At 53.4% G+C, this 12,156-nt stretch carries 12 protein-coding genes; 1 reads left to right on the forward strand and 11 read right to left on the reverse strand.

The genetic code is table 11. The features are described 5' to 3' along the window. Positions 1 to 527 precede the first annotated feature (527 nt). From tuf to rpsO, 4 genes are all read right to left on the reverse strand, one after another. Complete coding sequence (gene tuf, locus EKM97_RS06675; protein ID WP_125571619.1) at positions 528 to 1,718, reverse strand: elongation factor Tu; 1,191 nt, start codon at positions 1,716 to 1,718, stop codon at positions 528 to 530. A 196-nt stretch (positions 1,719 to 1,914) separates the two neighbouring features. Next, positions 1,915 to 2,838, reverse strand: coding sequence for a hypothetical protein (locus EKM97_RS06680; protein ID WP_125571620.1), 924 nt, complete (start codon positions 2,836 to 2,838; stop codon positions 1,915 to 1,917). Positions 2,839 to 2,846: 8 nt separating this feature from the next. Continuing rightward, positions 2,847 to 4,529: a ribonuclease J gene (locus EKM97_RS06685; protein WP_125571621.1), complete on the reverse strand. Its 1,683-nt coding sequence runs from the start codon at positions 4,527 to 4,529 to the stop codon at positions 2,847 to 2,849. Between the two features lie 350 nt (positions 4,530 to 4,879). Further along, positions 4,880 to 5,149 (reverse strand): 30S ribosomal protein S15, encoded by a 270-nt coding sequence (rpsO, locus tag EKM97_RS06690; protein ID WP_125571622.1) that lies wholly within the window; start codon positions 5,147 to 5,149, stop codon positions 4,880 to 4,882. A 249-nt stretch (positions 5,150 to 5,398) separates the two neighbouring features. On the opposite strand from rpsO, the gene rpsT reads away from it, so the two are divergent. Beyond that, entirely contained in the window at positions 5,399 to 5,653 is a 255-nt protein-coding gene (gene rpsT / locus EKM97_RS06695; RefSeq protein ID WP_125571623.1) for a 30S ribosomal protein S20, read from the forward strand. Positions 5,654 to 5,712: 59 nt separating this feature from the next. Here rpsT and holA read toward each other — a convergent pair whose 3' ends face one another. The 7 genes from holA to EKM97_RS06730 all read right to left on the reverse strand — a co-directional run bounded on the left by holA (position 5,713) and on the right by EKM97_RS06730 (position 12,153). Further along, on the reverse strand, positions 5,713 to 6,753 hold the full coding sequence (holA, locus tag EKM97_RS06700; protein ID WP_164507465.1) for a DNA polymerase III subunit delta: 1,041 nt from the start codon (positions 6,751 to 6,753) through the stop codon (positions 5,713 to 5,715). A 23-nt stretch (positions 6,754 to 6,776) separates the two neighbouring features. Further along, positions 6,777 to 8,732, reverse strand: coding sequence for a ComEC/Rec2 family competence protein (locus EKM97_RS06705; protein WP_164507466.1), 1,956 nt, complete (start codon positions 8,730 to 8,732; stop codon positions 6,777 to 6,779). A gap of 182 nt (positions 8,733 to 8,914) precedes the next feature. Then, a complete protein-coding gene (locus EKM97_RS06710) occupies positions 8,915 to 9,598 on the reverse strand; it encodes a helix-hairpin-helix domain-containing protein (RefSeq protein ID WP_125571626.1) in 684 nt (227 codons plus the stop codon). 67 nt (positions 9,599 to 9,665) lie between these two features. Next, on the reverse strand, positions 9,666 to 10,718 hold the full coding sequence (locus EKM97_RS06715) for a SepM family pheromone-processing serine protease (protein WP_125571627.1): 1,053 nt from the start codon (positions 10,716 to 10,718) through the stop codon (positions 9,666 to 9,668). Next, on the reverse strand, positions 10,696 to 11,205 hold the full coding sequence (gene coaD, locus EKM97_RS06720; protein ID WP_125571628.1) for a pantetheine-phosphate adenylyltransferase: 510 nt from the start codon (positions 11,203 to 11,205) through the stop codon (positions 10,696 to 10,698). Before coaD ends, EKM97_RS06715 begins: the two co-directional genes overlap by 23 nt. Position 11,206: 1 nt before the next feature. Next, positions 11,207 to 11,761, reverse strand: a complete 555-nt coding sequence (gene rsmD, locus EKM97_RS06725; RefSeq protein WP_125571629.1) for a 16S rRNA (guanine(966)-N(2))-methyltransferase RsmD — start codon at positions 11,759 to 11,761, stop codon at positions 11,207 to 11,209. A gap of 137 nt (positions 11,762 to 11,898) precedes the next feature. Then, entirely contained in the window at positions 11,899 to 12,153 is a 255-nt protein-coding gene (locus EKM97_RS06730) for a YlbG family protein (RefSeq protein ID WP_125571630.1), read from the reverse strand. Between the last annotated feature and the right edge of the window lie 3 nt (positions 12,154 to 12,156).

Here is a 12,156-nt window from a genome sequence, read left to right on the forward strand (position 1 = left end):
ACATCAACGAACCGGCAGACACAGTGACAATGACCCAACACCTTCTGTCACCGTGATTTCAATCTCTAATTGAGGTCAATGTGACTCGTAACCGTCGCGCAATCGTTAGTCGTACTGTCCCCACTCAATAACGTGTCGGCCACGGAGATTGTGGTGCGCTTGGGCGAAGCGCAGGGAACGGAGTCGGGCGAAAAGATGATTGTCTGGAGACAGGACGGCCGCACTTGCCGTCGTGGCTGCACACAATCATCTCGGGAGCGCGGAGTTGACGCTGTTCTTGCGGCAACTCCGCCAGCGGAAGACCGCGATAGCGGGCTGAAGCGATCCCCGCCCGACGTAGTTCCCGGAGCGCAGCCCAAGCGCAACACCACCGGAGTTGCCGACCCCACCGCCTTGCGGCGTTATGAAAACTGCTTAAAGTGCAAAACTCACCCTTGCGGGCACGGACTTACGCTGACGGACGGCGACAAAATCATCAGCACAACAAAAAAGCACCTGCCAAAGGCAGATGCTTTTTCGAGGTGTTATTAGTCGAGGATTTCGGTAACAACACCGGCACCGACAGTACGGCCACCTTCACGGACGGTGAACTTCGTGCCGAGTTCGATAGCAACTGGTGCAATCAAGTCGACTTCGAAGGTTACACGGTCACCAGGCATAACCATTTCAACGCCATCTGGAAGTTCGATGACACCGGTTACGTCAGTCGTGTGGAAGTAGAACTGAGGACGGTAGTTGGAGAAGAATGGCGTGTGACGGCCACCTTCGTCCTTTGTCAAGATGTAGACTTCACCCTTGAACTTGTTGTGAGTCTGGATTGAACCTGGCTTAGCCAGAACCTGCCCACGTTCAACCTGGTCGCGGTTGATACCACGAAGGAGAACACCGACGTTGTCCCCAGCTTCACCAAGGTCAAGCGTCTTACGGAACATTTCAAGACCAGTAACAGTGGACTTGAGAACGTCTGGCTTCAAACCAACGATTTCAACTTCGTCACCAACGTGAACGGTACCACGGTCGATACGACCAGAAGCAACGGTACCACGACCGGTGATTGTGAAGACATCTTCAACAGGCATAAGGAAAGGCTTGTCAGTGTCACGAACTGGAGTTGGGATGTATTCGTCAACTGTGTCCATGAGTTCTTCGATAACCTTAACCTGTTCTGGGTCGCCTTCAAGAGCCTTGAGTGCGGAACCCTTGATAACAGGAATGTCGTCACCAGGGAAATCGTATTCGCTGAGAAGTTCACGAACTTCCATTTCAACGAGGTCAACGAGTTCGTCGTCATCAACAAGGTCAGTCTTGTTAAGGAATACAACGATGTAGTCAACACCAACCTGACGAGCGAGCAGAATGTGTTCGCGAGTCTGTGGCATAGGACCATCAGTTGCGGCAACAACGAGAATAGCACCGTCCATCTGGGCAGCACCGGTGATCATGTTCTTGACATAGTCAGCGTGCCCTGGGGCGTCGATGTGCGCGTAGTGGCGCTTTTCAGTTTCGTATTCAACGTGGGCCGTGTTGATGGTGATACCACGTTCCTTTTCTTCTGGCGCAGCATCGATGCTTGCGAAGTCAGTAGCCTTTGAAAGACCCTTGTCAGCAAGTACCTTAGAAATAGCAGCGGTCAGAGTGGTCTTACCGTGGTCAACGTGACCAATCGTACCAATGTTAACGTGTGGCTTGGTGCGGTCGTAATGTTCTTTTTCAGCCATGAAAAAACGAACCTCCTGAGTGTTTTGTAAGAAACCAGGACAGTCGTCTATCCCGAGAATTCTTTACGTATTAGTGTACTACATATTATTCAGAAACACAAAGATGTATTTCTTCTGGAAACAATTTCCAAGTGAGATTATAGCGGGTTTTCATACCCATGTAAACCAAGTAATGACCGTTATCATACGATTTTCATCAATTAAGGCCATTGCTGACGATTTCGGCCTGCGAATTCATCCATTTTAAGAGTTCCGCCGTGCTCTCGTCCCCCGTATCACGCCCAATTAGCGCTGTTGCGAATTTTGCGGGATCTGAAATTAATTTTTCAGTAAGAGGATAAATCATGCCCAGCATCAGTTGCACCATCTCGTCTGGAAACTCCGGTGCCTGCTGACGCACCTGCCCGCGCACTGCCTGGGAAACTGAATCCTCCCCCAGCGCTTTGGCAAAATGTGGATTATAGGTGTAATGCTTATCCGCAATCTGAAGTGCAAGCTCTTCATTCACCCCGAGAACTCGCGCCCACACAATCAAGGTGGTGCGTACAAATGGGTGAATGCTGTCATCTCGCAACGCGGCCACAACGGCTGGACCAGCCGCCGTCACCGGAATACGCGGTAGCTCTGCTCGCAAGATCTGTTCCTGCTCGTACAGAGGAAAGCCGCCAAGATGACTCACCCGCCGCACGGTATCAGCAATCAGCCGCGAGTGTGCTTTGGTGTAAGTCGCCGTCACGTTGTCGAGACGGATGGTAAATAAATCCGCTTCGTCTTCGTCAAAGGCATTGATAATTGCGCGCTGACAGAATTCGAAGTTCGGCAGCGCCACGCCCGCGTCCATCAAGAACGTCCGGCCGAACTGCAGTGCGCAGAGTGCGTCAAGATTGCGATAAATTAGGTCTTCAGCGGCCTGATTTTCACTAACTTTGAGGTAGGCACGCCCTAAACGTACCAGCGCTTTGCGTTCTCGCACCATATCGCTGGGGTTGCCCCCAGCGGCAAAATACTGTTCAAACAAATCGATTGCGTTGCGATACTCACCCGCGTCATAGCGCGCATAGGCATTCTTACGCAATTGATCCAGGTCGGCCTCTTCTGAAAACTTCAGCAGCTTCCCCATTGGTGCACCTACTGCCGCTTAGCGCTGTTCTGGCTAACTTCCATAATCACTGGCAGGATAACCGGACGCCGCTTAGTTTGTTCAAACAGGAAACGGGACAAAGCGTCGCGCACATTCTGCTTCAGGTGACCCCAATCGAATTCCTTATTGTCCAAATCCTTTTGCACGGTGTCTGCCACCATATTGCCACATTCAGCAAGCAGGTCCTTGCTGGTCTTAATGTAAACAAAACCGCGACTTTGAATCTTCGGCCGAGCCACAACGCGCTTCTTCTTGCGGTCAATCGTCACAACGGCAATCATGATGCCATCTTCAGACAACATTTTGCGATCGCGGAGCACAATGTTTCCAATGTCGCCGACACCAATGCCGTCAATCATGGTGTTCCCCGCTGGTGCTGAACCAGAAATGTTGAGCTTACCCTTGTTCAGGCTGATGATGTCACCAATCCGCGGAATAATGACGTGCTCGGCATCCAAACCGACTTCACCAGCAACTTCCGCATGGGCGGCGAGCTGCCGGTATTCACCTTCAACCGGAATCAGGTACTGAGGGTGCAGCATGTTGATGAGCAGCTGCAGGTCCTGCTTGGACCCGTGCCCAGAAACGTGCGCCTTATCGAAGACGGTCTTCACTTCACCACCAGCACGGTAAATCAGGTCCTTGGTGCGGGCCAAGGTAGTTTCCATTGCGTGGGAAGGCGTCGATACGATGTAGATCAAATCGCCATCCGTAATGGAAACGGAGCGATGCCGTGAGCTGGCCATCCGCTGCAGAGACTTCAAAGGTTCACCCATGCGGCCAGTTTCAAGCACAACTGTGGCTTCAGGATCCAAATCCTTCATTTCCTTAGTGGTGGCCAAAATATCTGGGTCTGGCAACTTCAGGTAGTTCATCTTGAGCGCGGTACGCACAATCTTCTCCACGTCGCGGCCGGTCAAAACAACTCGGCGGTGACTAGCAGCCGCCGCGTTCAGCACCTGCTGTACGCGCATGATGTTGCTGGCAACGCTAGCGACAATGATCCGGCCCGTGTGGTACTGGAACGCTTCATTAATGGAGTCAGAAATCTCCCGCTCGCTGGCCGTCTGGTATGGTGACTCAGCATTGGACGAGTCGGACAGCAGTGCCAGAACCTTCTTTTCGCCAATCCGCGCAATGCGGCTGTAGTCGGTCTGGTACATTTTGCTTGCACTCTGGTCGAACTTGAAGTCCCCTGTGTAAACAACCTGGCCAACCGGCGTGCCAATCACGATTCCCAGTGAACCAGGAATCGAGTGCGTCGTCTTGAAGAAGCTGACGGTCACGTTCTTGAAATCAATCGCTGACTTCTCGTTGATGACGTGGAAGTTGTGGAACTTCTTAGTCTTCGGGTGCTGCGTCGTGTACATCTTGGCGAGCGCAATGGTGAGCTCGCTACCGAAAACAGGCACCTTGTGGTCAGCGAGGAAGTATGGCAGCGCACCAATGGCGTCTGCATGCCCATGCGTTAAGAAGATACCGACAACCTTATCCGCATTCTCCTGCAGGTAAGTCATGTCTGGAATGACCACGTCAATCCCCATCAAATCACTATCTGGGTATTTCAGCCCAAAATCACAAATAAAAATCTGATCGTCAACTTCAAGTGCGTACATGTTCTTACCACTTTCACGCACACCACCGAGGACGACCAAGTTCAGTTTAGTCATTGTTTCACCTCAAAAAATTTTTGTTTCCCATTCGGGACTCGAAACTAAAGCACTTGTGTCTAGTCTACCACAGTGTGCGCATCAGTAGTGACTCACTTTGCGGGGCGACAGTGCGTCGACCCGCATCGCCGTCAAGCAGTGATTTTGTTACTGTACACCAGTTCGTCCAACGGTTTGTTGTAGTCGAGCTGCGCCGAATTGTTTTCTGTGCTTAGCCCAACTTAGTCTGCGGGCTATTCGCCCGCCGCCAAAGTTACGCTAATGCTCAAAATCAACCCGTTCGGCTTCGCTTCGTCCATAAAAAAGAACCCGGAGCAGATGCTCCGGATTCCCTTGGCAGTTCACAAATATTAGTGACGCAGACCGAGACTCTTGATGAGTTCACGGTAACGAACGACATCGGTCTTGCGCAGGTAGGCAAGAAGGTTACGACGCTGACCAATCTTCTTAAGAAGACCAACATATGAGTGGTGGTCCTTCTTGTGAACACTGAGGTGATCGTTCAGGGACAGGATGTCCGCGGTGAGAACCGCAATCTGAACTTCTGGTGAACCAGTGTCACCATCATGACGTGCGTACTTAGCGATGATTTCGTTCTTCTGCTGCTTAGAGATAGCCATTATGCTATACCACCTTAATTAGATTATTTGATATTGCCCGAGACTGAGTAAGACGCCGGTGGAGCGTCAGACTAAGTGAGGGTTCGCAATACGTTATGAAGTTTACATTAGCGGACGCAAACTTGCAAGTCTGCCCGAGAAAAGCTTTTGATTTGCATTGCAAGCGGGCGCGTCCTTCTGTATAATGGCGTATGTTGAAACTTGGCAGTTTGCAACTTATTAAAAAATCACCATTCGGAGGTGAAACAGATGCCACAGATTAAATCAGCTAAGAAGCGTGTCCTTACTCAGGAAGCAGCTCGCCAGCGTAATGCTTCACAGCGTAACGCAATGCGTTCTGCCGTTAAGAACTTTAAGGCCGCTAAGGCTACCAACGCCGATAACGCAGCAGACCTTTTCAAGACTGCTACCCGCGCAATCGACATGGCCAAGAGCAAGGGCCTCATCCACAGCAACAAGGCCGGCCGCGACAAGAGCCGTCTTGCAGCTTTGAACAACAAGTAAACGCAATTAAAGCCCGCCGGTCTGACCGACGGGCTTTTTGTGTGCCTACAAGTTCAATCCTAAGCGCCATAAATTTTGTTGTTACCGGCAAACTGCAAAACAAACAGTTCGAAGCCGAGCTTCTTATCAACCGTCCCCCGCTTCATCGCCGCCTCTGTGTTCACCAGCATCATGTACGCGGCGTCCAAATCCTCAGAGCGTAAATGTTGAACGGTGCGCCAGGCCAACTTCACCCGGTAAGGATGAACACTGAGTCGCTCGGCAGCCGCCCCTTGCGTGTAACCACGGGCAACGAACGCCGCAATCTGCACCAGCAGACGGAACTGGCCTTCAAGCAGTGCCACCAACCGCAGTGGTTCTTCTTTCTGTGCCAAAAGGTCACGGTACTGCCCCAAGGCGGCGGTTACATCCCGACGCAAAACCGCATTGACCAGGTCGAACACGCTGTCGCTAAGCTGCTTGGGCACCAGTTTCGTGACTGCCGCTGCGTCAATCACCGCGTTGTTTTGCCCGTAAATCACTAGTATCGGCAGCACGGCAGCCATTGCGGAATAATCGCCCTGCGTCCGCGCAACCAGCGCGTTGATGCCCTCCGCGTTGATATTTACGCCTGCTTGCCGTAAATCATCACGAATTGCCGCGCGGGCTTTGTCCTCGGTCATGACACCGGCATCAATAATCGTGGCGACCTTTTTAACTGCCTTGCTAATCTTCTTACGGGCATCAATCTTGGCACCAGGCACGACCAGAACCAAAATCGTAGACGGCAGCGGATCTTTAAGGTACGCCGCCAATTCCGCGATGGCTTCCTCCTGCTTCGCGCCCGCACCACTGGCGGTCAAAAATTCGGCGTTGTTAATCACGACTTCCCGATAATCCCCGAAGAACGGGGGTTCAGACGCTTCACCGACGGGCTGAGCAAGCGGTGTCTCGTGACCATCGTAGACACCATAATTCATGCTCAGCATGTCTTCTGGAATCAAGGATTTTAAGAGTCGCTTGCTTGCGTCGGCAACCGCAGACTCCTCCCCCTGAATCAGGTAAACGGGCGCCACTTCGCCCTGCTGCAGTTGCTGTTTTAACTGTTTAAGATTAAGCATGCCGCCATCGTCCCCCATTTTGATTACTCATGATTTTCTCGCCGATACATATGCACCGTATTTGCTTCAACCCAGATCATACCCGTCTCATCCGTGCGCAGCAGTGGCGCCTGCTGCTGCACCGTACTGGCCACCATGGCACTCGGCAACTTGTTAAATCCGCTGGTAAGTGCCTCAACAAATACCGTTTGTGGCTGCATTTGCTTCAGCAGTGCAGCGCTCACGCCCGCTTGAGCACCATGCGCACCCAGAACGGCAAAATGCACGGGTAAATGTGCCGTTTGCACTGCGCCCTGCTGGACTGTGGCAGGGACACTCGTGTTAATCAACCAATTTTTATTGTCAATTTTAGCATACATTAGCAGGCCACCCCGCGTTTTGCGCCCACTCGTTGCCAGAATTTGCAGTTGCAGGCGCCCGAGGGGTAGTGCAGTCCCCGGATGCACGGTCAACACTGGCGCCTGCTGCTGCCGTAATGCACGGCGAACAAGACGCGTCTGACTTGCAGCGGTTGTGGTCAGCAGCAGCCGCGGCCGCATTGCTGCAATCAAGGGGCGCGCATCCCCCACGTACTGCCGGGTTGCCGGTGCCAGCACCAATGCATCGAGGCGCGCAATCCCGCGGGCGTGCAAATAATTGACGATAACGCGGTCTACCTTTTGGCTGCTGAGTTGTAAATCATTCCCGCCGCTGCCAATTAACACGGCCTGGCGCTTGAATGGTGCCTCAATGAGCACCGCCTCACCACTGCCAAGCGCAAACATGCTGACACGCCAGCTGGGGCGCCAATTCAACACCACAACGGTGACCGCGATGGTTGCAAGTAGCGGCCACCGCTGCTTTTTGCCTAAGTACAGCAACAAGGTCAGCGTCAAAAGCAGGGCCAAAATGGCCGGCAACTGGCCGGTGAGCACGTAGCCTGGCATTGCGGCCAAGTGGTGCAGAAGTTGATCTAAAAATAGAAATGCGCGGTTCACTGCCCCCACCAACGGGCAGTGCGGCCAGAGCACCAGTACCAGAAGTAGCGGCATGATGACGGTCTCAAACAGGGGCATGAGCAAAAAATTGAAGCAAAACGTGAGCACGTGTACTCCGTACACGCCACTGAGCAGTGTGGGTGTACTCACCGCTGCCATGGTGAGGCACTGTTTAAGTCCACCAGCCTGCTCGCACACGATGAGTACAAGCGTGAGTAAATAGGTGAGCTGGCCGCCCATCGTCGCCAAAATTTGTGGCCGCCATAACAAATTGCCCCCGAGCACCAGACAGTAACAATCGAATGTGGTCAGCGGCAAGTGCCACTTGCTCGCCCCGATTGCGAGTATGCGCATCACCACCGCCCGCAGCAAGCCAGTACTCATGGGAATAATGATGAGTAATGCTGGCAATGCCGCCAGTAACAGGTTATCGCAGGCCTCCTTGGTCACCCGTAAGCGGCACAGGACGCCATACGCCAGGCCGACAATGGCGAAGATGTGCAGTCCCGAAACTGAACATAGGTGCAAAATACCCAACTTGCTGAAATCCGTACGCATATCCGCCGCGTCCTCATTCATCACGCCTAAGAGAAGCGCTTGGGCGTATGCGCGAACGCGATCCGGCAATTGCGCAATGCGTCTCAAGATACCCAAGCGCAAACGCTGCAGTGTGTTCAACAAGCCGCCACCAGCCGCACGTGTAAATTGTAGCTTGCCCAACTTTACCTGGTAGGCCTGATGGTTTTGTTGCCACGCGAACGTACGATAATTGAATTCTGCCAAGTTTTGTGGTGCGGCAATCCGCGCTGATTTGAGCCAACGCAAGCGCACTGGACCCGCAAAGCGGGCTATCTCCTGCCGCTGCTTTGTTGTGACATCCACAATGCCGGTCACGGGCACGCCGTTGGCTGCTTGACCGCTGAAACTGGCCCAGTTGTCTTGCACTTGCCACGAGGCAGCTTGCACCGTCACCTCCCCGCGCGGCGCTGGCGGGCGACGCATGAGTGCCCGTTCGTGAAGGCCACTACATAAGCCCAGGGCAACAATCAAAGCTAAGAGAACCGGTGCCATCCGGCAGGCTTTGCCGAGACCTAAGAGTACACAAATAATACCAAGCAGCGGTTGTCCCAGGCAGCACTGCTGCACCCCCAGCAACAGCAATACCCCGCCCACAAGCTGGCTACTCACGGGCCGACCATAACCTTTGGTGCAATATCCGCAAAAATTTTGTCCCCAATTCCGCTAATGTCTTTGAGTTCGTCAACTTTCTTGAAACCACCATGCTGATTGCGATAATCGATAATGTCCTGTGCCCGCTTTGGACCTACGCCAGAGATGGTCTGTAGTTGCTCCGTCGTCGCAGAATTCAGGTCAATAGTCGCCGCAGCTGAGCTTGCGTTTACCGCGCCGCCACTACTCGTCGCCGCTGTCGTTGCCGCTGCAGCCGAACTACCTGCCGGTGGTGCAGCGCTACTTGCGCCTTTAGTTGGCACCGTCAAATTTTCCTGATCTTTGGCAATCTTAGCGAGATTAATGCCGCTGACATCGGCGTCCTTGCTGAGACCGCCAGCACTTTGCACCACGTCCGCCCAGCGCATCTGGCGCCGAATTGGGTACAAGCCTGGATGGCGGACCGCCCCCGCAACGTACACATAGGCCTGCTCGGATTTGGCCGTCGTCACGTGTGAACTGGCCTTAACAGTTTCATGCCGACTTGTCGCGGCCGCCGCTATCAACTTGCTCTGCTGTGCATTTTGCTGGTTGTGATACCACAAATAGCCGCCCCCACACACCAGCATGACGGCTAGACCGATGGCCAAGTAGCGCCAATTTGCCTTGATGAACTCGAACTGTTCTTCAATCATCATCGCCCCCTTCGCTATTAATTCAGCGAAAAGACACAAAAACACCCCGCGGTCGGGGTGTTCAGAAAGTTTATTTCTTTACGAGGTAATCAATCGCATCTTGCAAGCGGCGGACCGGAATGATTTTCATCTTGGTCCCCATCTTTTTGGCTGCCTTCTTCGCCGCCGTGTAATTGTTGACGTAGGTCGGATCTAGCTTCAGCAAAGATTTGGTGGCAGGCACATCTGGTGCAAAGAAGATGGTGGCGCCAGCCTTGCTGGCTGCGTACACCTTCTTATCAATACCACCGATAACGCCGACGACACCTGCATCGTCAATGGTCCCAGTGCCCGCAACCGTGCGGCCCCGCCGCAAGTCGCGCCCGCTTATCTGGTCGTAAGTCTCCAGAGCGAACATCAGGCCAGCACTCGGGCCACCGATGCTCCCGGCATCGATTTTGACCTTGGGCGTGCTCTGCACACTGGTGTGATCCGTTAAAGTAATGCCCAGTCCGGCTCGCTTCGTCCCTTGCAGGTGAATCAGCGGCCGGCTAACCGTTTGGCGCTTACCGGCATGCGTGAAGGTCACACTCACCTTGGTCCCCGCTTTGTAGCGTTTAATCGCATCGACGTAATCCTGAGCCTTCGTGTAGTGCACACCATTAATCGCAGTGATGGTGTCACCCAGATGCAAGTCGCCCGCAAAAGCCGAGTTCTTTTGAATCGACATGACCAGAATACCTTGGTATATCAACTTAACGGGTTTGCCCGCCGCCTTGAACGCCGCAACGGTTGCCGCGTTGGCCGCACCTTTAATGTAGTAGTTTTGCAGCTCATCGTACTCTGCAGAACTACTGCTTCCCATTAATTCTTGTTTGCTGACAGTATCGGCAAAGGGCTGAAAGTGTCCCCATAGTAGCATCGCCGGACTCGCCGGACCAATCACGCCCACGGTCATGAGCCGGTAACTGCCCTTATCGCGATCCTTGACACCCTCAACGTGCACAAATTTACTGAGCGCGTCAGCACCACCCGGTACCTCGATGTAGTAGTTGGTCGGGACAAAAATCAGGCCGAGAACCACCAGAATGCCGATGAACCAAGCGAGATATTTGCGCCATCTAGTCTGTTTGCGTTTTGTCATTGGCTGCCCCCATCTTCTGACGCAGAGCCGCAGCCACATTCGGAGTTACAAAATCCGTCACGTCGCCGCCAAAGGTTGCCACTTCTTTGACAATACTGGAGGCAATGCCTTGCTCCGGTGCGCGTGTTGGCAGCAGTACCGTCACAATCTCTGGCGCCAGCTTCGCATTGGCCAGCGCAATTTCATTTTCAAAGGTGTAATCAGAAGCATTGCGCAAGCCGCGCACAATGAATCCCGCGTGGAGTTCACGCGCAATGTCGACGGTGAGGGCACCGGCATGGGCCTGCACACTCACGTTGGGCAGATCCGCGGTGGCCTCTGTAATTAAGGCCACCCGCTCTGCAGGCGTAAACAAAGCCTGCTTACTGGTGTTGGTCATCACCGTCACAATCACTTCATCAAACAGGTCAGCACTGCGCGCAACGGTTGCGAGGTGGCCCTTAGTAAACGGATCAAAACTACCAGGAAAAATCGCGATTTTTGCCATGCTAATCTTCCTTCCGCAAAATCATCACTTGCGCCACGGAATAGGTCTGATGCCGCACAATCTGGTAACCCGGAATCGTTTCGGGATAATCAACGTCCGTCCCGGTTTCCACCAGCACCGTGGCACCAGGAGCGAGCAAATCGCCGTTAATGAATTCGGCCAGTTGCGCGAGCACCTTTTGCTTAGCGTATGGCGGATCCATCAGGATCAGGTCAAATTGCTGCTGACTTGCAGCAAAATTGCTGATAGCGCGTTCCACCGGCTGTTTCAAAACCGTGAACTTGTCTTCAGACTTGGTCAGCCCGACGTTTTCCCGAATGGTTTTGATAGCCGCGTATGCAGAATCAACGAGCGTCGCGTGGTCCATCCCCCGCGAAACTGCCTCAATACCCAGACCGCCTGTCCCTGCGTACAAGTCTAGCGCCTGACCGCCATCAAAGTAGGGGCCAATCATATTGAACATTGACTCTTTAATTTTGTCCGCAGTCGGACGGGTACCGTTACCGGGCACCATCGCCAGTCTGCGGCCCCGGAATTCACCACTAATTACCCGCATGTTGTTTCCTCCTTATGTAGTGGGACGGCAATCGCCGCTTACCGCCGAAAGCAAGACGCGCCAAGCCAGAATCCTGAATTCCGGACCCAACTTGACGCATCCTCCTCAAGGCGGCCACAATCAGCCGTCCTCAATGGTTAATCTTCGTTCGCCGTTTCCTTCGAATAGCTCGTGCGCAGGTCGGGCCGCGCAGACGGTTCAACCTTCTTCACAAAGCGCAGGTGTGCCAATTTGCTGGACAATTCCGCAATCGCGTCCTCATCCACGTACAACACGGCGTACTTCATTTTTTTGGAGGCGTACATGAGGCTCCCGTAATGCCGCAACTGCTTGAGTTGCCGCAGAGAGTAGAGCCACACGATAAGGCCCCTTCTTTTCCTTGGTACGTCCATTAC

Origin of the sequence: Lacticaseibacillus songhuajiangensis (assembly GCF_003946025.1) — a bacterium.
Taxonomy (GTDB): Bacteria; Bacillota; Bacilli; order Lactobacillales; family Lactobacillaceae; genus Lacticaseibacillus; species Lacticaseibacillus songhuajiangensis.

What these genes read in the sequence shown, in the direction of transcription:
- tuf (WP_125571619.1), bottom strand. Translation starts at nt 1,718, where the DNA reads ATGGCTGAAAAAGAACATTACGACCGCACCAAGCCACACGTTAACATT.
- EKM97_RS06680 (WP_125571620.1), bottom strand. Translation starts at nt 2,838, where the DNA reads ATGGGGAAGCTGCTGAAGTTTTCAGAAGAGGCCGACCTGGATCAATTG.
- EKM97_RS06685 (WP_125571621.1), bottom strand. Translation starts at nt 4,529, where the DNA reads ATGACTAAACTGAACTTGGTCGTCCTCGGTGGTGTGCGTGAAAGTGGT.
- rpsO (WP_125571622.1), bottom strand. Translation starts at nt 5,149, where the DNA reads ATGGCTATCTCTAAGCAGCAGAAGAACGAAATCATCGCTAAGTACGCA.
- rpsT (WP_125571623.1), top strand. Translation starts at nt 5,399, where the DNA reads ATGCCACAGATTAAATCAGCTAAGAAGCGTGTCCTTACTCAGGAAGCA.
- holA (WP_164507465.1), bottom strand. Translation starts at nt 6,753, where the DNA reads ATGCTTAATCTTAAACAGTTAAAACAGCAACTGCAGCAGGGCGAAGTG.
- EKM97_RS06705 (WP_164507466.1), bottom strand. Translation starts at nt 8,732, where the DNA reads ATGCGTCGCCCGCCAGCGCCGCGCGGGGAGGTGACGGTGCAAGCTGCC.
- EKM97_RS06710 (WP_125571626.1), bottom strand. Translation starts at nt 9,598, where the DNA reads ATGATGATTGAAGAACAGTTCGAGTTCATCAAGGCAAATTGGCGCTAC.
- EKM97_RS06715 (WP_125571627.1), bottom strand. Translation starts at nt 10,718, where the DNA reads ATGACAAAACGCAAACAGACTAGATGGCGCAAATATCTCGCTTGGTTC.
- coaD (WP_125571628.1), bottom strand. Translation starts at nt 11,205, where the DNA reads ATGGCAAAAATCGCGATTTTTCCTGGTAGTTTTGATCCGTTTACTAAG.
- rsmD (WP_125571629.1), bottom strand. Translation starts at nt 11,761, where the DNA reads ATGCGGGTAATTAGTGGTGAATTCCGGGGCCGCAGACTGGCGATGGTG.
- EKM97_RS06730 (WP_125571630.1), bottom strand. Translation starts at nt 12,153, where the DNA reads ATGGACGTACCAAGGAAAAGAAGGGGCCTTATCGTGTGGCTCTACTCT.